We start from the raw sequence: 22,303 nt of genomic DNA on the forward strand, positions 1-22,303 counted from the left end.
CGCTGATGAATGGTTCCTGTAAAAGCGTATGACTTACATCATACCGCCCATTCCACCCATGCCGCCCATGTCAGGCATTGCAGGAGCGTCTTTTTCTGGCTTGTCTGCGATGACGGCCTCTGTTGTGAGGAACATCGCTGAGACAGATGCCGCGTTTTGGAGTGCTGAACGCGTCACTTTCGCTGGGTCGACGATCCCGTGCGCGATCATGTCGACGTATTCGCCAGTTGCCGCGTTGTACCCGACACCGACTGATTCGTTCTTGAGCTTCTCGACGATGACCGAACCTTCTTCACCCGCGTTTTCCGCGATTTGACGGACCGGTGCTTCGAGGGCACGAAGGACGAGTTTCACACCAGTCGCTTCGTCCGCTGTCACTTCTGCAAGGAGCGCACGAACAGCTGGGATGACGTTGATGAGTGATGTACCACCACCCGCAACGATTCCTTCTTCAACTGCCGCACGTGTCGCGTTGAGCGCGTCTTCGATGCGGAGTTTACGCTCTTTGAGCTCTGTCTCCGTAGCTGCACCGACTTTGACGACGGCTACGCCACCTGCAAGTTTCGCAAGACGCTCTTGGAGTTTTTCACGGTCGAAGTCAGACGTTGTCTCTTCGATTTGGTTGCGGATCGTTTGAACGCGTGCTTTGATTGTTTCTTCGTTCCCTGCACCTTCGACGACAGTCGTTGTGTCTTTTGTGACGACGACTTTCGATGCGCGACCGAGCATGTCGAGTGATGCTGATTTGAGGTCGAGACCGAGGTCTTCTGTGATGACTTGACCTCCCGTGAGTGTCGCGAGGTCTTCGAGCATCGCTTTACGACGGTCACCGAATCCTGGTGCTTTGACGGCTACCGCGTTGAACGTACCACGGAGTTTGTTCAAGACGAGTGTCGCGAGGGCATCGCCTTCGATGTCTTCTGCGACGATCAAGATCGGCTTCCCTTGTTGCACTACTTGCTCGAGCACTGGGATGATTTCTTGAATGTTTGAGATCTTCTTGTCTGTGATCAAGATGTACGGATTGTCGAGTGACGCTTCCATTTTGTCAGAGTCTGAGATCATGTATGGTGACAAGTATCCACGGTCGAACTGCATCCCTTCGACAACGTCGAGCTCAGTCGTGAAGCCGCGTGATTCTTCGATTGTGATGACACCATCGTTACCGACACGCTCCATCGCTTCTGCGATCAATTCGCCGACTTCTTCGTCCGCTGCCGAGATGGCCGCGACTTGTGCGATCGCTTCTTTTGACTCGATTGGTTTCGAGATGGCTTTCAACTCTTCAAGCGCACGTGTTACCGCTTTGTCGATTCCTTTACGAAGGATCATCGGGTTCGCGCCCGCCGTGACGTTCTTGAGTCCTTCACGAATCATCGCTTGTGCGAGGACTGTCGCTGTTGTCGTACCGTCCCCTGCGACTTCGTTCGTCTTCGACGCGACTTCCGCAACGAGTTTCGCGCCCATGTTTTCGAAGCGGTCTTCGAGTTCGATTTCTTTCGCGATTGTCACACCATCGTTCGTGATGAGTGGTGAACCGAATTTCTTCTCGAGGACAACGTTGCGTCCTTTTGGTCCAATCGTTACTTTGACTGCGTCAGCGAGTGCATCGACACCGCGAAGCATCGCGTGACGTGCATCTTCTGAGAATTTAATATCTTTTGCCATCGTTCATTTCCCCCTAAAAAAGTTTTTGAATAATGGTGCTTAGCCTACGATTGCGAGAATATCGCTCTCGCGAACGATTAAGTACTCTTTTCCATCATGCTTCACTTCGGTACCTGCGTACTTCGAGTAGATGACCAAATCATTTTCTTTCACGTCGAGATCGATGCGCTTGCCTTCGTCCGTCACGCGGCCTGTTCCGACTGCGATGACTTTCCCTTGTTGCGGCTTTTCTTTCGCCGTATCAGGAAGCACGATGCCCCCGATCGTCTTTTCTTCTTTCTCCACGACTTCGATGATGACACGATCGCCTAGTGGTTTTAACATGGAAAAACCCTCCTCCGAATATGAATGATGTAATGTGTATCGTAAGGTTTTAGCACTCAGTTAAAAGGAGTGCTAACACTGATTAGTTTAGTATGTGTCGATAAAAAAATCAAGGGGGATACATTAAAAAATGCTCTTACTCGCGGTCAAGAGAACTTATTTGTTACAATGAGAAAAAGGTAGGTTCATTCTTATGATTAAGGACGTGTTGAATTGGCTACATTAAACTCAAACCAATCGATAAATACCCGTTTTTCGATGGCGCCTAACATTCGTCTCCGGCACCTCACCCCGATTTTACTATATGCGTTCGTCCAACTATTCCCGCTCGTGATTAGCGAAGTGCGACCGGAATGGTTAACAGAAACGTTCGTCGGGCTCTGGCTCGCCATCGGATTCGGTGTGACGATTGTTCTGTCGATTTTACTCATCTGGCCGGACTTGAAACAATACAAGGCGCAAGGCATCCAGTCGAACTTGAACGACACGGTCAAATGGATCGGGCTCGGGATTTTGATGCAATACGGGCTCGTCATCGTCGCGAACTTGATTGAGACGGCCATCTCTGGTGAACTGGTCGAGTCGATGAACACACAAAACATCGCCGAGATGGTGGAAGTCATTCCACTTATGATTTTGCCGGTCGTCTTGCTCGGACCGATCATCGAAGAGATTCTTTTCCGTCATATTTTGTTCGGGAACTTGAACGCGCGCTTCGGTTTCTGGATTGCCTTTGGGGTCAGTTCGATCCTATTCGCACTTATCCACCAAGATAATCGATTCCTCGTGTATATCGCGATGAGTTTCGCATTCTCTTACGCGTATGCGAAGACAAGACGATTGATCGTTCCAATCGCCATCCACACGTTTAACAACGCGCTCGTGATGCTCGTACTATTTTTAATGTAGAAATGAGGTGGCAGTTATGCCGCGACAATTAAAAGTGATGATGCTCTTCAGTCTCTCGTTCGGTGTGTTGTTCACCGTCCTCGCGTACTTCTCGGTACAAGAGTACGGCTTCAGCTTCTGGACGTACTTCATCATCGCCGTCGCCGCTTATGACTTTTTCAAAGTGTATCAAATCTTGGCACTCGCCCGAAAAGTCAAAAAAGAAGGCACGGACAAATCCGCATAATGAAACCCCGAGTCTTACGAGCTCGGGGTTTTCTTTATATGGATGACGTTCGTCAAATCAATCTTTTCATGGAGTACGGCACTGCGAATCAACATACCACGACGCATCATGATGACACCAAACACGACGTACATCGTATCAAGCAACGGAACTGACGTCTCGTCAAAGAACCAGACGACGACAAAAAAGCTGAAAATTGAAAGAAAGCCAATCGATGAGACGAGTTTCGAATCGACATTCTGTATCAGTGACTTCACCTTCTCTTCATCGAACTGTTCGAGTTGCTCCTGATAAAGTGCATGGAAGACAACACCGAATCCTGCCACTGTTATCATCACCCATTCTCCATTCCACAATCCAATCAGAAATACGATTGGATTGAATAAAAGAAATGCAAACAATATTTTTTTCCTCATCGAACCCCTCCTTATGATGGAATCCATAGTTTCGCAAAATCAAAATAACCGAACAAGTCGACACAGACGTCCTTCAGCTCGACCGGGAACGGAATGGTCCGCTCCTCGTTATAGAGCGGGATAAAGTACGACTTCTCTTTTAACTCGCGCTCGATCTCTCGATGCAGCGGCAACCAGTCCTCAAACGGCAGGTCATCATATTGCCCAACTCGCTCGGTCATCCCCTCTATATAAGGGAACACTTTATGAGGAGGCGAGTACTCGTTCGTCATGAACTGTTCAAACCCGAGCGTGATGTTCCGCTCGAACACTTCCCCGTGAACGACCAAATCGACGTATTCATAATACGTCTTGTCATGAATCGAATCTTTGAAGCTGATGGGCACGAACTCATAGGCAATCCCATGACGTGTCAACATCTCGGCAATCCAGTCGGTCGTATCGTTCGTGAAGTCCGTCTGTTTGATGCGAATCGGTCGGTCGAACGGGACAGGTGTTCCTTTTGGAATGCGATACATCTCGCTCATCGAACCGAGAAACCCTCGGTCGTTCGGTGTTCTTCGCTCATTCAACGTCCCAATCTCCGGTCGAATCTCCGCAATCAAGCGATGCATATAATGCCGCGCCTCTTCATTCGCGAACACACTATTCGGATGACTGTTCAAGATGACAAGCCCGAACCCGGACGGTGTCGAGATGTGTCCGGTTTCTTTGGAATCTCTTGATGAGATGCGATACGTCGGATCGTATCCGTCCGGCACTTTAATGAACTCGACCCGGTCCAGGAGCGCCCGCACCCCAAAATAATTCTCGAAGGCGAGAAGAACCGTCTTCTCCTTGTCATGGCGATCCAATTGAAACGGCCCCGTCCCGACACTTCCTTTAGCGATACTCGTATGAATCATCGACAGTTTCGGGATGTACGAATTCCGACGCCGGTCGAGCGTGACGTCGACGCGATACGTGCCGTTCGATGCGATATGCCGGACGTTCCGATACATATACCGATACGCATCCGACTGAACGAGTGTGCGTAAACTTTTCGTCACATCTTTACTCGTCATGAGCGACCCGTCATGGAATCGGACCCCTTTCCGAAGAAACAAGACGAGCGTATTCCCCTGCCATTCATAGTGATGCGCAAGCTCCCCTGTGACCTCACCAGACGCGTCAATCATGAACAGACGATTGAAGACGTTCTGGACGAGGTGGGCACTGTGGATGTCAGCCGCCTCAAGCGGATGTGTCGTCAAAAAGTGACGACGGCGCGGGATGATGAGCGCATCGCTCGACGTCTGGACGTAACCGAACTTCTTCTCGAGCTGGCGCATGAACCGACCTGCCTGCGCAGGCGACCAGTCCCACTCCAGTTGATTCGTCACTGCCTCGACCGACTCTTTCTCCATGCGTTCGAGCAGCTGTTTGGCCAAATCACGCTCGACGTGTCGTAGCCATTCGAGACGCGTCAAATTTCCCCGTCCGCGTCCGCTCGTATACGTGAGCCACCCTTCTTCTTGCCACCGTGACAAATGACGCTTCGTCTGTTTCGGGCTTAAATGAATGGCTTCCGCCATATCGGAAATCGTGTACGCTCCGTCCCGACACTCTTTCCACAATCGAAATAAATACGCATCCACGTCACATCCCCCTTTAAAAGTGGACATCATTTCCCCATGTCGTCCATTTTTCAAATCCGTTGTCTTGTTTATCATACAGGTACAGAATGGAAGGTGACAAGATGAAATGGAAAGATATACCTAAACCAATAAAAGTTCGACTCGTGACATCATTTTTTAATCGTTCGGTCTCATTCGCCATCATGCCGTTCATGGCACTTCTCTTTGTCAAAGCGTTCAATGAATGGATCGCGGGCGTCTTCTTGATCTCGCTCGTCTGTCTCGGATACGTGATCGGGTTGATTGGAGGCTATCTCGCCGATAAATTCTCACGGAAGCGACTCCTCGTGTTGACGGCAAGTCTCACCGCTTCGATGTTTCTCGTCATGACGCTCAGTCTCCAGTTCGACCAGATGATCATTTTCATGATCGCCTATACGATTTTCACGGTCACGAACAACCTTGGGCGGCCTGCGATGAGCGCCATCATCATCGATGCGACAACGCCTGAGAACCGAAAAGCCGTGTACGCGCTCGATTACTGGTTGATCAACTTATCCATCACGATTGGGACGGCACTCGGGGGCTGGCTCTATGTCAGCAATCAATTGTTACTATTTTGGATTTTGACGTTCACGTCGAGCATGTTGCCGATCGCGTACGCCATCTTCCTCGAGGACACGAAACGGACGTGGACGTCCCAAAAGCTTCGCCTCGTCTTCGTCGACGTGTTCCAAAGCTATCAAATCGCCTGGCGTGACCGTCCGTTCGTCAAAGTCGTCTTCGGCTCGATGTGTATCCTCGCTGCCGAGTTCTCGATGGGTAGTTATGTCGCGGTCCGGCTCGCCGATTCATTCGAACCGCTCTCGATTGAATCATGGACAATCAACGGGGTGCGGATGATGAGTCTCATTCAAATCGAGAACACGCTCATCGTCGTCGCGTTGACATTCTTCATTCAACGTCTCGCCTCACGTTTCTCAAACAAGCATACGCTACTCGGCGGACTCGCGTTGTACACGATTGGGTACGCCGTCATCACGAGCGCGAACTCGATGATGCTCCTTCTCGGTTTCATGCTCATCGCAACATTCGGCGAATTGTTGTACTCACCGGTATTGAACACGGAGAAGGCGAACATGATGCCAGAAGACCGCCGTGGTGCGTACTCGGCGTTTGCCGGAACCTCGTTCGCCGGTGCCGACTTCTTATCACGCTCGACGATTTTAATCGGGTCGCTTCTCACCCCGTTCATGATGAGCGTCTACATCGGACTGTTGGTCAGCTTCGGATGTTTCCTCGTCTATAGCGGAATTTATGTAAAAGAAAAGCTCGTCCTACGACGAGCGGCGTCTTAAACAAAAAACCATCCTTTCTCAGCGGAAGGATGGTTTTTAGTCGAGCTGTTGTTGGTGCATCGCATAGATCAAGGTCAACGCCCGGATGCAGAAGATTGTCGAGAAGCCATAGATGCTCAGTTCGAGCAACGAAACAGATGGATATTGTAGGCCAAGGGAGAGCACATAGCCTACTAAACAAAGCAAGACGACAAGTGTGATGGTCCACTCATCCGACTTCCGCTTCATCTTCTCGGCTAACCTCTTCTCTTCTTTTTCTACACGCTCCCGTTGCCAAAAGTAAAAGAGCAAGGCATACATCGCAAACGAGGTTTTTGGCACGTCGCCTAAGAGCAAATCAAAAATGATGAGACCTAAAAATAAGTATGTCCCTAACTGATAGCCGCTCTTCATTTGAAGACGCGAACGCAGTGGTCTGTTCGTCATAATCCAATCACCGCCACGGTCAACCCACCGTAGACGAACCCGAGTACGATGGCACTGATGGCCATGCGCTTATATTGCGGATATTGATAAAGGGCAATCGCCCCACCGACGACGTGAACGAAGGCGACGATGAACGTCAAAATCGGAAAAAGCATAAAGAACCTCTTTTCTTTTTAGGAAATCATGGAAACAAATCCATTTTCCGATATACTTGAGTGCGAACTCATTATAACAATTATGGATAAGGAGTTGGAGTCCTATGTATGATTCGCGTATGGATTTGACGACAGAAGAAATGTTACTCGTGAACAGCGAAGTCGAAAAACGAAAACGTAGCTTGCTCGTCGCCTACTTGCTTTGGTTTTTCCTCGGTGCATTTGGTGCGCATCGTTTCTATTTCAAAAAAATCGGTTCAGGAATCGCCATGGTCCTACTCGTCGTCTTGACGCTCGGTCTCGGTGCATTCATCACAGGCATTTGGGCACTCGTTGATGCATTTCTCATGCCGGGTTGGCAACAACGTGAAGTTGAGCAGATTGAGCGCGAGACGATTAAGCTGCTGCAAACGCGTTCTGATCGCTATACAGGATTCTAATCAAAAAGACGATTGAGGCATCTCGCCTCAATCGTCTTTTAGCGTTCTGTTAAGTAGAAGGCGAAGTCCCGTGATTTTCGCTCATTCACTGCATGATGAATCCACAGCCACCCGACCCTTCGAGCTCACGAGCAAGCTTCAGCCCGTGGAGCGGATGCGTATCGAAGCCGATCTTGTTCGATAGCTCGACAACAAGCCGCACTGCTTCCTCATCTTCACCTGCGACGAACATGACGGACCCATTCGGATCGCCTAAATTCTCGACCCCTGTCTGATTGAACGCCTTCACAACTTTCGTATCAGGAATGAGTCGCTGCAAATACTCCGCACCCGACACCCCGTCCGGTCGCTCGTCGAGGCGACCTCTTGTAGCGTCAATGTCCCTTCTCGCTCCGTCCGTGTCCCGTACAGCACCTCATAGCCTGCTCGTTCGAACTGCTCCCCGAGCGTGCGTCCGACTTTCCCGGCACCTAAAATCCCGAGTTTCATGATTCACAGCTCCTCGTCTGTCCGCGTGACCGTTCCTCCGAACTCTGCTGCAAGCCCGTCTGAAATCGATTCTTATGGGTACGTGACGATGTGATACGGCTGTTTTTCCTTTTTAGCCATGGAAAATTTCTCCTTTAGGTAGAAAACATGACGCGCACTTACCCTACTCTTTTCCCTGCTTTTCCGTAAAAAAACCTAGTCCGCAGACTAGGTTCAGGTCGGTCGTTTTTCATTCAACTCGTAGTGCGAATACGGTACACAGAGCGGTGTCCCATATAGCGGATCCTCGGTCACCACGACTTTGAGACCGAATACGTCTTTCATGAACGTCTCATCGACGACATCGTTCGGACTTCCTTCGCGATACACGTTACCGCCAGCTAATGCGATGACATGATCGGCATAGCGACAGGCCAAGTGAAGGTCGTGAAGTACCATGATGATCGTCTTTCCTTCCAATCGATTCAATCGATACATCAAATCTAAAATCTCGATTTGGTGCGACATGTCCAAGTATGTCGTCGGTTCATCGAGCAGGATCGTCTCCGATTCTTGGGCGAGTGCCAACGCGATCCACACCCGTTGCTTTTGTCCACCAGAAAGGTTGCTGACGAGCGTGTCACGGAGCGATACCGTATCGGTGAAGGCGAGTGCCCGCTCGACGGCCCGTTCATCGTCTTCCGAATATCGTTTGAAGAACGTCTGGTACGGATAACGCCCGAATCGGACGAGTTGTTCGACGGTCAATCCATCCGGTGCCACGTTCACTTGTGGCATGAATGCCATGAGTCGAGCCGCCTCTTTCGCTCGATACGAATCGAGCGGTTTGTTTCGAAATGCGATCTCCCCGCCAAGTGCATCTCGCTGTCTCGCAAGCGTCGAGAGGAGCGTCGACTTCCCGCAGCCGTTCGCGCCGAGAAGGACGGTGATTTTCCCATGTGGGATGGAGAATGATAATTGATCGAGCACCGTCTTCTGTTCATATCCGATGGTTACGTGGTTCAAATCAAATGTGTTCATCTCATGCTTCCTTTCATCATCCGTCGAAGTAAGTAGAAGAAATACGGTGCTCCGATGACGGCTGTCATCACGCCGGTCCGTAGTTCATACGGATAAAAAATCGTCCGAGCGAGTACGTCCGCCAACACGACAATCGTCGCCCCGACAAGTAGCGTCGCCCAGATGTAAGGGAGCTTCAACCCTTGTCGGGCGATATGAGGTGCCATCAACCCGACAAACCCGATTGCACCGACAAAGGCGACACCGATGCCGGCGAGTAAACAGGAAAGCAACAACGTCCCACGCTGAATCCCGCGTACCGGTACGCCGATGCTCGTCGCTGTCGCTTCACTGATATGGAGCGGACGAACATGACGTTCAATCAAGAAGGCTGCCAGCAAAAAGAGAAGGACGAACGGCACCATAATCTTCAATTGATTCCACGTCGCGGCGTAGACGGTACCGGTGAGCCATTGTTGGATATCGTTCTTTCGGTAAACGTTCGAGGCGAGCATCATGAACTGAACGATCCCTTGCGAGAAGATGCTGATTCCAATCCCAACAAGTGCTAGCCGGACAGATGGGACTCCACGTTTCAACAAATAGAAGAGGAACATCCCGACAACAATCGCCCCAAGGAACGAAGCGATTGGGATATAGGCGAGCGGCACTGACAGCTGATTCGTTCGCTCATCCGAGAAAACGGTGAAGAACGTAGCTGTCGCAACCCCTGCACCTCCGACAATCCCGAAAATCTCCGGGGATGCCAGTTCGTTTTTGATTGTCAGTTGTAACAAGTGACCGCTGACGGCGAGACTTGCGCCGGCAGTGATTGCCATCAACACACGTGGCATCCGAAACTCGAAGACGACGAGCTGCTCGAATGCATCCCCTGCTCCGATGAACAGGGCAGCGAGTGAGGCGGGACTAAGGAATGTGTCACCGATGGCGAGCCCGAAATAAATCGACACGAGCAATCCGACGACGAGTAGAAGCGCCAACTCGATTTCACGCTTTCGGAGCGTGAACGAGACAGGACCTTTTCGAAAGCGATATGTTTTCATGATTTAAAGACTCCTTGTCTGACACTGACGAGATAGATGAAGAATGCCCCACCGATGACGGCGAGTACGACCCCAACAGTCACTTCGCGTGGGAACAGGATGATGCGTCCCAGAATATCAGCCGCAAGCAACAGAACGCTACCGATGAGGGCACTTCCGGCGAGACGAGCGAAAAAGGCCGTCCCGAACAGATATTTCGCCAAATGGGGAGCGAGCAGACCAACAAATGCGATTGGTCCGGCAAGCGCCACTCCGAATGCGGAGAGCACGACGGCGAGCGTCACGGCGACAAACTTGATGATGCCGACATTTTGCCCGAGTGAACGGGCGACCTGGTCTCCGAGCGATAACGTCTCTAACTCTTTACTGAGCAAGAGAACGAGAATGACCGCCGCCGCCATCCATGGCAACAACGTCTCGACGAGCGTGAGCGATCGTCCGGCGACCGATCCGGTTAGCCAGAACAGTACCTCATCAAGCGCACCTTCCTCATACGCGATGATTGACTGGGTAAATGAGCTGAATAGAGCGGCAAGCGACGCTCCGGCAAGCGTCATATACATGACGTTCCCTCCGTTCGCACTCAGTAGATAGACAATCACGCCGGCAACAAATGCTCCGATGAGCGAGGCTGTCGTGAACGAGGCGATACTACTGAACCCAAAAAGCGTTACGAGCACGATGGCCAGACTCGCTCCGGCATTCACCGCCAAAATATCAGGAGATGCGAGCGGGTTACGGGTCACGAGTTGAAAAATGAGCCCGGCGAGACCTAGGACACTACCGACGAGTAGCGCGACGACCGTCCGTGGGATGCGATTGTCGGCTAACGCAATCATCGCTTGAGATGACCCGTCCGCTTGGAACGTCATCACATCTTGATGGCTGACCGCAATCACACCGACGCGCAAGGAGATATAACTTAAGATAGGTAAACAGATGATCAGGAAAAGTAATTTGATCCAAGGTTTTTTCATGTCCTCACTTCTTTCCTTTCCTACCATAGCAAATATTGCGTTCCAGAAAAAGGGGTTGACAGTGAGAATCATTATCACTTATAGTCAGGAAGGAAAATCACCTACATAGAGGAGAATTGTAATGAAAAAATGGATGCTCGCGTTACTTACGCTTTGCTTAACCGTCGTCCTCGCTGCTTGCGGCGGGTCTGACGATACAGAGAACAATACAAGTTCAGAAACTGCGACTCGCTCGATTGAGCACGCGATGGGAACGGCGGACGTACCTGAAAACCCAGAACGCGTCGTCGTCTTGACGAACGAAGGGACAGAAGCCCTTCTCGCCCTCGGCGTCAAACCAGTCGGAGCCGTCAAATCATGGAACGGCGACCCGTGGTACCCGCACATCGAGTCCGAGATGACAGACGTCACGGAAGTCGGGACAGAAAGCGAAGTCAATCTAGAGGCCATCGCAAAACTCAAGCCAGATCTCATCATCGGAACGAAACTTCGTCAAGAGAACATCTATGACAAGTTAAACGCCATCGCACCGACGGTCATGTCAGAGACGCTCAAAGGTGATTGGCAAGAGAACTTCACCCTTTATGCGAACGCACTCAACCTAGAAGAGGAAGGCAATCAAGGGTTGGCCGACTACGAACAGCACGTCGAAGATACGAAAGCAGAACTCGGGGACGCCGTGAATAAAGAACTCTCGGTCGTCCGCTTCCTTCCTGGCGAGTCACGCATCTACTTCAATGACAGCTTCTCCGGCGTCATCCTTAATGATGTCGGCATCAAACGTCCAGCGTCACAAGATAAAGCGGAATTCGCTGAACCAGTCGCGATGGAACGAATCCCAGAGATGGCGGGCGACCACATCGTCTACTTCACGTATGGTGGGGCCGACGGGTCGAAGACAGCCGAAGAATGGCAATCGAACCAGTTGTGGAAAGACCTCGATGCTGTCAAAGCAGGGGAAGTGACAGAAGTCAGTGATGACATTTGGAACACGTCGGGTGGCGTCTTGTCTGCCAACCAAGTGCTCGATGAACTCGTCGACATTCTAAAATAAATCAAAAGCGCGCCAATTGAATTGGTGCGCTTTTTCAACACTCATATGGTAAAATTTACATATCAACTCATAAGGAGCTTTTTCTATGCAACGAACACTTCGAAAGTCGGCGACGGACCGCTCGCTGTCTGGAGTATGCGGTGGGATTGCTGAATACTTTGGTATTTCTTCAATCGGAGTTCGACTCATCTTTTTGATTCTGCCAGGGAGTTTCTTGCTTTATATGATTTTGACGAATTCCATGAAAGATGCGCCACGTTATCTATAAAAAATGCAGAAGCTGTTAGCTTCCGCATTTTTTTGTTAGGCATTCACTTTGTCTTTCATCGCTTCAAGCGCCCCGCTGTTCAGGAAGTGCCATGGCTTGTTGTAGTGCGGTTGGAAGAAGAAGTCGACATAGGCGAGCTCTTCGATCGTCATCTCGTTTTGGATGGCGAGCGAGAGTGTGTTGACCGCTTGCGTCAAATCCGCTTTCGATAACACTTGTCCACCGACAATACGATGTGTCCCTTTTTCATAGACGAGTTTGAATTCGACTTTCTCTGCGGTCGGCATGAACTCCGGACGATACGCGTCCTCGATGACGACACTCTCCACTTCTAGTCCAAAGAGCGCTGCCGCTTCTTCCGTCAGACCAGATGACGCGATATTCCAGTCATAGAGTCGAAGTCCCGACGTTCCTTGTGTCCCTTGGTAGCGGACGCGTGGTTGCATCATGTTCTCCGCGACGAGTGTTCCCATGCGGACAGCGTTCGTCGCAAGTGGGATATAGGCGTGTGTACGCGCTGGGTTATAGTAGACGGCACAGCTGTCCCCTGCTGCAAAGATATCTGGGTTGCTCGTACGCATATATTCATCGACGATGATGGCACCGTTCCCGAGCATATCGACCTGTCCTTCTAAGAGTCCCGTGTTCGGACGGAATCCGACACAGAGAATGACGAGATCCGCTTCGAATTCACCTTTGTCTGTTACGACATGTGTGACATTTCCGCTCGTTCCACGGAATGCCTCGACCGTCTGACCGAGTTCGAGGTCGATTCCGCGACTGGTCATATCCGCTTCCAATTGATCCGTGAACGACTTGTCGAGATACTTATTCAAGATGCGGTCGGCACTATCGATGAATGTGACGTGTTTTCCGTATGCTTCGAACGCTTCGACGAGCTCGACCCCGATATAGCCAGCCCCGATGACGGCAATCTTCGTCGCGTCTGTCGCCCGCTCGATGATGCGTTGGGCGTGCGCGTAGTTTTTACAGAGCTCGATTCCATTCATTTCGATTCCTGGGAGCGTCGGGACGATCGGCCATGAACCCGTCGTGACGATCAAGCGGTCATACGTGTCATGCACGTCTTCACCGGTCTCAAGATTTTTAGCGTGGACCGTCTTCGCTTCGGAGTCGATCGACAAGACGTCATGTTTCATGCGCATCGTCGCACCGAGTTCTTCAAGTTCACGTGGTGACGAGTAGAATAACTCTTCCGCACGTTGGACGACACCACCAACGTGGAGCGCAATCCCACACGAGAGGAAGCTAACGTTATCGTTCCGCTCGTAAACGGTGATATCGAGATTGTCGTGCTTGGTGAGTAATCCTTTGACTGCTGCTGTTCCTGCGTGTGTACATCCGATAACTGCGATTTTCATATGAGTCGTCTCTCCTTTTATGTTAAACAATACGTTTCGTTTTATATTGTGATAAACATCACATTTACTTCTTGACCTTAGTGTACTATTTCACAATATAAGATTCAATGACTTTGCTCAATATTTCACGTAAAAGTGTCTAAAGTTTGAACAGAAAAAAATCCGCTCATTCTCATGACCGGACTCGCCGCTTTTTCAATAGATGATAGCTTATTACAAATAGATGCACAATCAAACCGAAGACGTTCATAGCGAGCCCGACGACCGCCCACCACAATGCTCCCCATCCGTATCCAAATGCCAGATTGCCAATCACAAGTACATAGCCACTTACAACTAGGAATGTACCGATCAGGAGTAACACGGACCGTCTTCTTTTCTGCCGCATCACGTGATAGATGGATAGCACTACCCCTAGTGTCAATCCAAGAAACAACAACATCAAAAAGGTCAAATCACTCATTCTCTTTACTCCTCCTGTTTCAAACGAAAAATAGTGAACGTCAAGTAGACAAGGAGACTTCCACCATATAGGAGCAAACCGTATACGAACCACCCCATTCCATCAAATCCTCTTATGTATCCCACTCCGACGAGCATCATACAAAAACCAATGACCATACTCACAAACGAAATCGTGAGAACCTTATCCGTTTTTGACAGGAACAGATGTCTTCCAGTCCCTATGGATATCCCTGCAAAGATCAACATCATGATTGTCTCAAATCCGTACCATTGCCACCACATGACCCACACCTCAAATCCCTCTTTTTTCCATATTAACATGAGTGAAGGGCTCACAGGTATGTTGAAAGTAAAAAGACCACCCGCTCATGCGAATGGTCCGAGTACTCATCGAACGGTGAACGTCTTCGTTACGCTTCGACCTTTCGGTGTCACGAGACGAAGCGTGAGCTGCGTCCCTTTTCGTTGCGGTGAAAAACTGAGAATCGTCGAAGTCGTTTTTACTTCTTTCTCTGCGAGAACGGTCGTCCCACGCATCAGCGTGAGTGTACCGTAAGCCACGTTTGACGTCGCACGCAATGTCTTCGACGCACTTGAAGGAATGGTCGATGACAATGTCGGAGCCGGTCCGACCGTCACGGTCTTTTTCTGAATGTGACGATACGTCCCTTGCTGACTCGTCAACGTCACGACACTTCCAACCGGTTGTCGACTGAATCGTAGCGTCACACGGCCTGTACTGCTTGCCGTTCCACTGGCGATTGTCTTCGTACCGCTCTTTAGTGTCACCGTACTGTTCGGTAGTACATACCCGACCCATAACGACTTTTCGTCGTTGATGGATAGCGTGGACAGCGAGGTCTTCGGCAATTCCACTGTGACTTCACGGGATTTTGATCCGACAGAGGCACGGACACGAATCGTGTCACCCGGTTTCGCCGGGATGGTGTACCGTGTCGTTGATAACCGTTTTGGTGAAACGGCCACACCATTTACGTAAAAACGAACCGGGGCCACACTTGTCTTTTTAATCGTGAGTGTCGCCTGTGTCTTCGTCATCATGACGTCCGTGACACTCAAAACAGGTGCGAACGCGCGAACCGTCTTCGTCAATTCGTAAGTGGCATCGCGATACGTGCGTTTGACACGAATCACATCGCCTTCGCGTAATGGCGTATCGAACGTATAAGGCATCGAACTCGTCTTTGTCACAAGGATGTCATTCCGATAAACTTCATATGCTTCATTTGTGCTAGACGTTACATCAATCGATTTATCGTACATCAATGGTGTCCGCGTCCAAGTGAAGATAGGTGCATCATACGTCGCCTTCACTTCCGCAAGACGGAACTGTGAGGCAGGTGCATCCTGTAACTTATAGTATATTTTTGTCCCAACACCAAACCACATGTGAGAAAACGATTTGATTTGGAGCATCCCATCCTCATTTACTTGCTCACTCCAGGCTTCATAACCGCGTTCGCTACGGGCAACGATGTCAACGGTAGCCTGTGGCGTGGTCTGTAATGTCACACCTGATTTTACAGAGTTCGTTACAAGCGTGATGTCGTTCGGTAAAGTATCTTCACTTTCTTTTACCGTCACCAGTTCAATTGGATCGGCATATACACTTGATGGGCTTCCGATTTTTACGGTCACACGCGATCCTGGTGCGAACCAGCGCGTCGGTTGCCAAGTGAAGCGTCCCATCTCGTCTGACTGAACCGTTTTCGACTGATAGTTGACCAATGAATCTAGTGAGTCGGTGTACTGAGAGGTGCTTTTCGTCACACTGACGAATACTGGGGTGTTCGGTGCCGTTGTTCCTGTGATGGGTCCCAAAACACCTGTTGGCGGATCGAGTGTGAGCGGAACATAGTTAGATGCTACAAAGTCTTCTGTTCGTTCTAACCCGTTCCATCTAAATTCAAAAGAATATCCGCCATTCGTGTTCATCGTCAACTTACCTTGTTCCCAAACAAAAGGTTTCTTCTCAGAATATCGATACGTTGCCGACAATTCTGTCCCACTGACAGGAATGGATGTTCCATCAATCAGTTTAGCGGTTCCGTTCACTTGATAGGATTGGTTCACTACATATCGTGTCGTTGTTTTCGGTACATCGATCAACAGTTGTCGTGGCGCTTTCCAAAATGACTCCGGCGTATACCCTGCCGTCACATCATGGGATAGCACATACCAATCTCCTCTTAAATTAACAAACGTATCATCCACCGATGATTCTTTCCATTCTCCAGTGGCAACATTGTAACTCACGTAATACGTATCAAACACTTTCCGCATCGTGAAGTAGTAAATCCCGTCTTTCCACAGGAGATTCGTGACAGATTCCGCCTCTTTTTCAATCCAACGTTTCGTGGTCAAATCAAAAATTCGGAGATGTGAGTCGGTGGACATCTTGACCACTAATTGATTCGCTTCTTCGATATATTGGGCAGATCGTACCTTGTCCGTATATGTTCCAAGCGTTTCAAGCGTTTCTCCCGTGATGGCTCGTTTCGTGATTTCACCGTTTGCGAAGACTAGGACCGTGCCGTCAGCAAGAAGGTCGTACGATTCGTATATACTTTCCGTATTAAACGTTCCGAGAATCTCACCCGTCAATGAAGTGACAGAATACGTCGTATGTCCTTTCCAAAGAATCATTTCTAAATCCTGATTCACAGCATGAAGATAATCGAGACCACTACTCGAATCATTCGGGAATGACGTCATCGCATCGTTAATCGGATCCCAAATGATGACCTCGCCATATGCATCTAAAATGACGCGACCGTCTCCGAGTCCAACGATATTGTGTTCAACCGACACGCGGACGGGAAGTGTATACACTTTTCCTGTGCGCATATGCACAATCGTCTCTGGGTCGCCCGATCGCCATACATATTCACTGTTTGATACAACACTTCCCGTTGGCAGAACGTCCGCTTTTGCCGCTCCTTCTGCAAAGGCATCCATTTTTGGTCCAATCAACAATATGAGTACGACGAGCGTACTCCATAACCACTTGTTCATCTGCTTCCTCATTTCTGTTTATGTATACATAAGTTTTCAAAAAACATCCATTTTTGTTGAATCCCTTCTAATTTTAAGATGTTTTCTCAAAAATGCATAGCCCTAATATTCAAAAAAGCACCGCGTCATAATTTGACGCAGTGCTCACTTTTCATTCATCTGTTTCATTAAATCCATCTGTTCTTGCACCATCGCCTCTTTTTCCCGGCGTAGCACCCCTTTGTAGGTGATACGTGAAATCGATAAACTGATTTCATATAGGAAGAAGAGTGGTAACGACACCATAAGGTGCGACGTCAAATCCGGCGGTGTGATGAATGCCGCGATCACGAATAGGGCGAAGTATGCGTACTTTCGAATCTTTGATAAGAAGTACGGGGTCACGACACCGATTCGGGTCAAGAACATCATGACGACCGGCAGTTGGAACAATAGACCGAACGGAATTGTCAGCTGCAACAAGAACGTGAAGTAATTGTTGGCCCCGATGATTTGTTCGAGTCCGAGGTCTTGCCCGAGGTCCGTCGAGATATCGAGGACGAGCGGGAACAACCAGTAGTAAGCGAACGCAAGGCCAATCAAGAACAGTCCGAAGATGATCGGGATATAGGCAAGCGTGCCTTTCCGCTCATTCGGATGCAGACCGGGTGCGACAAACGCCCACACTTGATACAGTAGGAATGGGCTCGCCGCAATCAGGCCGATGATGAGCGCCAAGTTCAAGTAAATCATGAGCGGGTCCGCGACCCCAAAGGCGTTCAGTTCGAGCCCGCGTTCGACGAGGTCTTTTTGCAAGTACGCGAGTACATATTTGACACTCGGCAAAGCCATCAAAAAGAAGGCAAAGACGACAAATGCAGATAGCATCAGTCGTCTCCGCAGCTCTGTCAAGTGATCGGTAAGTTCCCGCTCTTGATCAGGTTGATGATTCATGGCTTACTGCTCTTTCTTTTCGATAGCTTTCTTGTCGTTCTCGTCGTGCTCGTTCATCATGCCGTTTGTTGCATTTTTGAACTCACGAAGCGTCTGTCCGGCCGCACGACCAAACTCCGGCAATTTCTTCGGCCCGAAGATGATGAGTGCGATGATGGCGATGATGAATAGACTCGCCCCACCCGGAATCCCGACGACGAGTGATGATGCTAGTAATTCCATTATTGATGGACCCCCTCAGCGGTTGGATAGTGTTGCATAAAGTAAATGAGTGACTGCAGCTCAATCGACAAATCGATATGATGGACGCGAACCGTATCCGGTACAGTGAGTCGTGCCGGTGTAAAGTTCAAGATGCCCTTGATGCCGAAACGGACCAAGTCGTCTGCGACGGACTGCGCATAAGCAGAAGGTACCGTCAAAATGGCGACGTCGATCTTGTTTTGCTTCATGATTTGTTCCATCTCATCGACGTGATGAATTGGGACGCCTGACATCGTCGTGCCGACTTTTGTCTCGTCTGCGTCGAACCCGACGACGATATGTGTGTTATTGTTTTTAAGGAAGTTATAGTTGACGAATGCCGTCCCAAGGTGACCGACTCCGACCAAGGCGACATTCGTAATCTCGTCTTGATTCAGTGTCTTTCGGAAAAAGTCTAACAGATACTGCACGTTATAGCCATATCCCTTTTTACCGAGCGCACCGAAGTACGAGAAATCACGGCGAATCGTAGCCGAATCGACCTTGACCGCCTCACTCAGTTCTGCTGAAGAGACACGTTGTTTCCCTGAAGCATGCAGGCTTTGAATAAATCGATAGTATAGTGGCAACCGTTTGGCTGTCGCTTGTGGAATCTTTGGTTCGTTTTGACTCAACGGAAAGAGCCTCCTTTTTACGACACGTTACAAACGAATCTGAATTTCATACACCTTGATTGTAAACGAATTCACATGACCACTCAACGAATATACCTAAAATCGCTGAAAAATACAGTATACTAAATAGAGAGAAAGGGGTTTTTTCACTTGATCCTACTGCAAGTCAACAACTTATCCAAATCCTTCGGCGTCGAGCCGATTTTAGAAAATGTCAAACTCGAAATCCAGGAAGGCGAACGCGTCGCCCTTGTCGGTCGTAACGGGGCCGGAAAGTCGACGCTTTTGAAGGTCATCGCTGGTGAATACAACTATGACTCCGGGGACATCATGAAGCCAAAAGACGTCACGATCGGCTATCTCGCCCAAGACTCAGGGTTAGAATCCGACGAGACGATCTGGAATGAGATGCTCACCGTCTTCACGGACTTGATCGAGCAAGAGAAGACGCTCCGTCGCATGGAGGCTGACATGGGCTCAGAACGAATCCTAAATGACGCCGCTGCATATGAACGCCTCCTCTCTTCTTATGATGAAGAGCAACATACGTTCAAAGAACGTGGCGGATACCAATATGAAGCGACCATCCGCTCAGTTCTCCACGGGATGCGCTTCTATCCGGACGACTTCGAGCGTCGCATCGACACGCTCTCCGGGGGACAACGGACACGTCTCGCCTTGGCGAAGATGCTCCTTCAAAGTCCCGACCAGCTCATCTTGGACGAGCCGACGAACCATTTGGACATCGAGACGCTCGCCTGGCTTGAGAAGTACTTGAACGGCTATAAAGGTGCCGTTCTCATCGTCTCCCACGACCGGTACTTCCTCGATCGCGTTGTCTCGGTCGTCTATGAATTGTCACGTCACCGGAGTCGCCGCTTCGTCGGGAACTATACGAAGTATCTCGAGCAGAAGGCCGCCCTCTACGAGCAAGAGAAGAAGCAGTTTGAGTCGCAGCAAGAAGAGATTGCCAAGATGCAAGACTTCATTCAGCGAAACATCGCCCGGGCGACGACGACGAAACGGGCGCAAAGCGTGCGGAAGCGTCTTGAGAAAGTCGATCGCCTCGATGCGCCGGATGGTGACGAACGTAGCGCCGTTCTCTCGTTCTCCATCAAACGTCAGAGCGGGAACGATGTGCTGAGCGCGAGTGACCTCGCCATCGGGTACGAGGAAGCGATCGCTCAAAACCTCCGCTTCCAACTGCAACGCGGTGAATCCGTCGCGCTCGTCGGTCCGAACGGGGTCGGAAAGTCGACCCTCCTCAAAGTGTTGACGAAGCAACAAGCCGCCCTCACCGGCGAGATCCGTTACGGGACGGGCGTCGAAATCGGCTACTATGACCAGGAACAACAAAACTTGTCTGACGCGAACCGTGTCATCGACGAGATTTGGAACGACTGGCCACTCATGCGCGAGCAAGAAGTGCGGAGTCTTCTCGGACAGTTCCTCTTCAGCGGCGATGACGTCATGAAGCGTGTCCATGAATTATCCGGTGGCGAACGGGCACGACTCACGTTGGCCAAGCTGAAGCTCGAGCGACCGAACTTCCTCATTTTGGACGAGCCGACGAACCACTTGGACCTCGACTCGAAGATGATCTTAGAGAACGCCCTTCTCGACTATCCGGGCACGATTCTCTTCGTCTCGCATGACCGCTACTTCATCGATCGACTCGCGACGCGTGTGCTAGAGATCACACCGAACGGCATCGACGAGTATCTCGGAGACTATTCGTACTACGTCGAGAAGAAAGAAGAGCTCGAGGAACTGGCGCGACTCGCCCGTGAAGAGACGAAGCAGGTCGTCGTGAAAAAACAGCGCGCCGATAAAGAACAGCAACGGGAAGAGCGCCGCATCAAACAGCGCATCGAAGAGATCGAGCTGGCAATCGAGCAACATGAGAATCGTCTCGACGAAATCGAACAGTTGCTTTGTGAGCCGGACGTCTTCAACGACTTCGCCCGTGCACAGGAGTTGTCGACCGAATCAGACGCTGCGAAAGAATCGATCACCGCACTTTATGAGGAATGGGAGGAACTCCATACATGATGCGTACCCGTGCCATGCGAATCGAGTTCATTCAAGCGTTCCTCACAGGACTCGCCTACATCGTGCCGACCGGGACCGAGTTCGTGTCTGAACTCATCCGCGGGGAGCCGACGATTGTCCCGTCTATTCTCTTTTTCTTCCTGCCGGTCGTCATCGGCTTCATCATTCAGACGTGGCCAGGGATACTACTCAGTCTCTTCAGTGGTCTGCTCATGAGCACGCTCTTCATCCGTGTCGTCGTCTGGCCGGTCGATGTGACCGTTCACACGTTCTATGCGCCTGGATCGGTGTGGGCCCACTTCTATGAAGAGACGCTCTTCATGTGGATTCTCGCTCTTCTCGTGTTCATCGTGAGCCGCGTCAATACGTGGCATCGGGAGAATTATCGACAACCAAAAGCATAACAAAACCACGTCTTCTGTTTGAAGGCGTGGTTTTGTTTGTACAATCAACGTTAGCACTGACATTGATAATCGCTCAAGATTGAATTTGACCCGGATACGGACGAAAAAAAAAGAAACATGTCTTGCGTTCGCCCATACATTCCTTCAACAACTTGAAGCACTCAAAAAGGTTCAGCCGCGTGGCTGAACCTTTTTGTTAGAAATAACGCAGTGGTTGGAATCCGATTGTATGGAAGTCGAGTTTCGTTCCGTCTTCAGCGATAAAGAAGACAGCCTCGTTCGTGTCGACGTCACGTGTGAACACTTTATAGAACGTCATCGGCTTTTCGCCATTCGTCACATAGCGTGCTTCATGCGTCGAGATGACTTGTGCGAACAGTTGCTGTTCGTCGAGTTCCTCGATCAAATCATCAAACTTCGCCGCTTCTTCTTCCGTTGCCTCGCGACCTCGCTCGATTTCATAGTAAGCATCGCTTGCTTTTGGCTGAACGCCGAGATTACGATCGACGACGATCACACGCTCCGGCTCTTGGTCGACGACACTTGTGTAGCCATATAGTGACTTGATGAGCGTATTCTCTCCGGTCACGCGACCGATGCCTTCTAATGACTCTTCTCCAGTGAGTGACTTCACTCGTGTCTCTTCTGGAACAATCTCCTCTTGATAGGCGATATTGTAAGCGCGGATGATCTCACGTACTTGTAAGAACGTCGCAACGACGAGTAGTACGATGAGTCCTCCGATGATGATGCGTTTCGTCATG

General features: G+C 50.1%; 27 protein-coding genes. 8 read left to right on the forward strand and 19 right to left on the reverse strand.

The window, feature by feature from the left end; translation table 11 throughout:
* Positions 1-33: 33 nt before the first annotated feature.
* Together groL and groES are read right to left on the reverse strand one after the other, a co-directional pair.
* Positions 34-1,668, reverse strand: coding sequence for a chaperonin GroEL (groL, locus tag KNO71_RS16250; RefSeq protein ID WP_196431798.1), 1,635 nt, complete (start codon positions 1,666-1,668; stop codon positions 34-36).
* 39 nt (positions 1,669-1,707) lie between these two features.
* Entirely contained in the window at positions 1,708-1,992 is a 285-nt protein-coding gene (groES, locus tag KNO71_RS16255; protein ID WP_214689558.1) for a co-chaperone GroES, read from the reverse strand.
* Between the two features lie 213 nt (positions 1,993-2,205).
* Here groES and KNO71_RS16260 point away from each other — a divergent pair, with 213 nt between their 5' ends.
* Together KNO71_RS16260 and KNO71_RS16265 are read left to right on the forward strand one after the other, a co-directional pair.
* On the forward strand, positions 2,206-2,901 hold the full coding sequence (locus tag KNO71_RS16260; protein WP_251032006.1) for a CPBP family intramembrane glutamic endopeptidase: 696 nt from the start codon (positions 2,206-2,208) through the stop codon (positions 2,899-2,901).
* Between the two features lie 16 nt (positions 2,902-2,917).
* Positions 2,918-3,127 carry a YdiK family protein gene (locus tag KNO71_RS16265; RefSeq protein WP_015880600.1) on the forward strand — a complete coding sequence of 70 codons (210 nt, stop codon included), beginning with the start codon at positions 2,918-2,920 and terminating at the stop codon, positions 3,125-3,127.
* Between the two features lie 14 nt (positions 3,128-3,141).
* Here KNO71_RS16265 and KNO71_RS16270 read toward each other — a convergent pair whose 3' ends face one another.
* Complete coding sequence (locus KNO71_RS16270) at positions 3,142-3,543, reverse strand: hypothetical protein (RefSeq protein ID WP_214689560.1); 402 nt, start codon at positions 3,541-3,543, stop codon at positions 3,142-3,144.
* A gap of 11 nt (positions 3,544-3,554) precedes the next feature.
* Entirely contained in the window at positions 3,555-5,180 is a 1,626-nt protein-coding gene (locus tag KNO71_RS16275) for an ABC transporter substrate-binding protein (RefSeq protein ID WP_214689562.1), read from the reverse strand.
* A gap of 101 nt (positions 5,181-5,281) precedes the next feature.
* Between KNO71_RS16275 and KNO71_RS16280 the strand changes: the two genes are divergently transcribed.
* Positions 5,282-6,517 carry an MDR family MFS transporter gene (locus KNO71_RS16280; RefSeq protein WP_214689564.1) on the forward strand — a complete coding sequence of 412 codons (1,236 nt, stop codon included), beginning with the start codon at positions 5,282-5,284 and terminating at the stop codon, positions 6,515-6,517.
* Between the two features lie 36 nt (positions 6,518-6,553).
* Here the strand turns inward: KNO71_RS16280 and KNO71_RS16285 are convergent, their stop codons facing one another.
* Both KNO71_RS16285 and KNO71_RS16290 read right to left on the reverse strand, forming a co-directional pair.
* A complete protein-coding gene (locus KNO71_RS16285) occupies positions 6,554-6,943 on the reverse strand; it encodes a hypothetical protein (RefSeq protein ID WP_214689566.1) in 390 nt (129 codons plus the stop codon).
* Positions 6,940-7,098, reverse strand: coding sequence for a hypothetical protein (locus KNO71_RS16290; RefSeq protein WP_015880595.1), 159 nt, complete (start codon positions 7,096-7,098; stop codon positions 6,940-6,942). The genes KNO71_RS16285 and KNO71_RS16290 overlap by 4 nt, the downstream gene beginning before the upstream one ends.
* 104 nt (positions 7,099-7,202) lie before the next feature.
* Here KNO71_RS16290 and KNO71_RS16295 point away from each other — a divergent pair, with 104 nt between their 5' ends.
* Positions 7,203-7,538, forward strand: coding sequence for a TM2 domain-containing protein (locus KNO71_RS16295; RefSeq protein ID WP_015880594.1), 336 nt, complete (start codon positions 7,203-7,205; stop codon positions 7,536-7,538).
* A gap of 85 nt (positions 7,539-7,623) precedes the next feature.
* On the opposite strand, the gene KNO71_RS17705 is transcribed toward KNO71_RS16295, so the two are convergent.
* The 5 genes from KNO71_RS17705 to KNO71_RS16315 all read right to left on the reverse strand — a co-directional run bounded on the left by KNO71_RS17705 (position 7,624) and on the right by KNO71_RS16315 (position 11,067).
* Positions 7,624-7,857 carry an NAD(P)-binding domain-containing protein gene (locus tag KNO71_RS17705; RefSeq protein ID WP_251032007.1) on the reverse strand — a complete coding sequence of 78 codons (234 nt, stop codon included), beginning with the start codon at positions 7,855-7,857 and terminating at the stop codon, positions 7,624-7,626.
* On the reverse strand, positions 7,824-8,027 hold the full coding sequence (locus tag KNO71_RS17710) for an NAD(P)-binding domain-containing protein (RefSeq protein WP_251025009.1): 204 nt from the start codon (positions 8,025-8,027) through the stop codon (positions 7,824-7,826). Before KNO71_RS17710 ends, KNO71_RS17705 begins: the two co-directional genes overlap by 34 nt.
* Positions 8,028-8,240: 213 nt before the next feature.
* Complete coding sequence (locus KNO71_RS16305) at positions 8,241-9,047, reverse strand: ABC transporter ATP-binding protein (protein WP_074034811.1); 807 nt, start codon at positions 9,045-9,047, stop codon at positions 8,241-8,243.
* Complete coding sequence (locus KNO71_RS16310) at positions 9,044-10,090, reverse strand: FecCD family ABC transporter permease (protein WP_214689568.1); 1,047 nt, start codon at positions 10,088-10,090, stop codon at positions 9,044-9,046. The genes KNO71_RS16305 and KNO71_RS16310 overlap by 4 nt, the downstream gene beginning before the upstream one ends.
* Positions 10,087-11,067, reverse strand: a complete 981-nt coding sequence (locus KNO71_RS16315; protein WP_214689570.1) for a FecCD family ABC transporter permease — start codon at positions 11,065-11,067, stop codon at positions 10,087-10,089. Before KNO71_RS16315 ends, KNO71_RS16310 begins: the two co-directional genes overlap by 4 nt.
* 121 nt (positions 11,068-11,188) lie before the next feature.
* Between KNO71_RS16315 and KNO71_RS16320 the strand changes: the two genes are divergently transcribed.
* Both KNO71_RS16320 and KNO71_RS16325 read left to right on the forward strand, forming a co-directional pair.
* Positions 11,189-12,121: an ABC transporter substrate-binding protein gene (locus tag KNO71_RS16320; RefSeq protein WP_214689572.1), complete on the forward strand. Its 933-nt coding sequence runs from the start codon at positions 11,189-11,191 to the stop codon at positions 12,119-12,121.
* 85 nt (positions 12,122-12,206) lie between these two features.
* The gene (locus KNO71_RS16325; protein ID WP_074032578.1) at positions 12,207-12,389 is read left to right on the forward strand and encodes a PspC domain-containing protein; all 183 of its coding nucleotides are present in this window, start codon (positions 12,207-12,209) and stop codon (positions 12,387-12,389) included.
* A 35-nt stretch (positions 12,390-12,424) separates the two neighbouring features.
* On the opposite strand, the gene KNO71_RS16330 is transcribed toward KNO71_RS16325, so the two are convergent.
* The 7 genes from KNO71_RS16330 to KNO71_RS16360 form a co-directional block, all read right to left on the reverse strand.
* Positions 12,425-13,771, reverse strand: a complete 1,347-nt coding sequence (locus tag KNO71_RS16330; RefSeq protein ID WP_214689574.1) for an FAD-dependent oxidoreductase — start codon at positions 13,769-13,771, stop codon at positions 12,425-12,427.
* A 172-nt stretch (positions 13,772-13,943) separates the two neighbouring features.
* On the reverse strand, positions 13,944-14,234 hold the full coding sequence (locus tag KNO71_RS16335) for a hypothetical protein (protein WP_214689576.1): 291 nt from the start codon (positions 14,232-14,234) through the stop codon (positions 13,944-13,946).
* 5 nt (positions 14,235-14,239) lie between these two features.
* On the reverse strand, positions 14,240-14,518 hold the full coding sequence (locus KNO71_RS16340; RefSeq protein WP_214689578.1) for a hypothetical protein: 279 nt from the start codon (positions 14,516-14,518) through the stop codon (positions 14,240-14,242).
* A 105-nt stretch (positions 14,519-14,623) separates the two neighbouring features.
* Complete coding sequence (locus tag KNO71_RS16345) at positions 14,624-17,272, reverse strand: hypothetical protein (RefSeq protein ID WP_214689581.1); 2,649 nt, start codon at positions 17,270-17,272, stop codon at positions 14,624-14,626.
* Positions 17,273-17,416: 144 nt separating this feature from the next.
* On the reverse strand, positions 17,417-18,205 hold the full coding sequence (gene tatC, locus KNO71_RS16350) for a twin-arginine translocase subunit TatC (RefSeq protein ID WP_031424497.1): 789 nt from the start codon (positions 18,203-18,205) through the stop codon (positions 17,417-17,419).
* A gap of 3 nt (positions 18,206-18,208) precedes the next feature.
* Positions 18,209-18,427: a twin-arginine translocase TatA/TatE family subunit gene (gene tatA / locus KNO71_RS16355; protein WP_034770678.1), complete on the reverse strand. Its 219-nt coding sequence runs from the start codon at positions 18,425-18,427 to the stop codon at positions 18,209-18,211.
* Positions 18,427-19,083, reverse strand: coding sequence for a redox-sensing transcriptional repressor Rex (locus KNO71_RS16360; protein ID WP_015880579.1), 657 nt, complete (start codon positions 19,081-19,083; stop codon positions 18,427-18,429). The genes tatA and KNO71_RS16360 overlap by 1 nt, the downstream gene beginning before the upstream one ends.
* Before the next feature lie 150 nt (positions 19,084-19,233).
* On the opposite strand from KNO71_RS16360, the gene KNO71_RS16365 reads away from it, so the two are divergent.
* Both KNO71_RS16365 and KNO71_RS16370 read left to right on the forward strand, forming a co-directional pair.
* Entirely contained in the window at positions 19,234-21,135 is a 1,902-nt protein-coding gene (locus tag KNO71_RS16365; protein WP_214689582.1) for an ABC-F family ATP-binding cassette domain-containing protein, read from the forward strand.
* Positions 21,132-21,539 carry a hypothetical protein gene (locus tag KNO71_RS16370; protein ID WP_078146165.1) on the forward strand — a complete coding sequence of 136 codons (408 nt, stop codon included), beginning with the start codon at positions 21,132-21,134 and terminating at the stop codon, positions 21,537-21,539. Before KNO71_RS16365 ends, KNO71_RS16370 begins: the two co-directional genes overlap by 4 nt.
* A 196-nt stretch (positions 21,540-21,735) precedes the next feature.
* Here the strand turns inward: KNO71_RS16370 and KNO71_RS16375 are convergent, their stop codons facing one another.
* Positions 21,736-22,302, reverse strand: coding sequence for a hypothetical protein (locus KNO71_RS16375; RefSeq protein WP_078146164.1), 567 nt, complete (start codon positions 22,300-22,302; stop codon positions 21,736-21,738).
* Position 22,303 lies beyond the last annotated feature (1 nt).

Origin of the sequence: Exiguobacterium sp. s163 (assembly GCF_018617135.1) — a bacterium.
Lineage (GTDB): Bacteria > Bacillota > Bacilli > Exiguobacteriales > Exiguobacteriaceae > Exiguobacterium > Exiguobacterium profundum.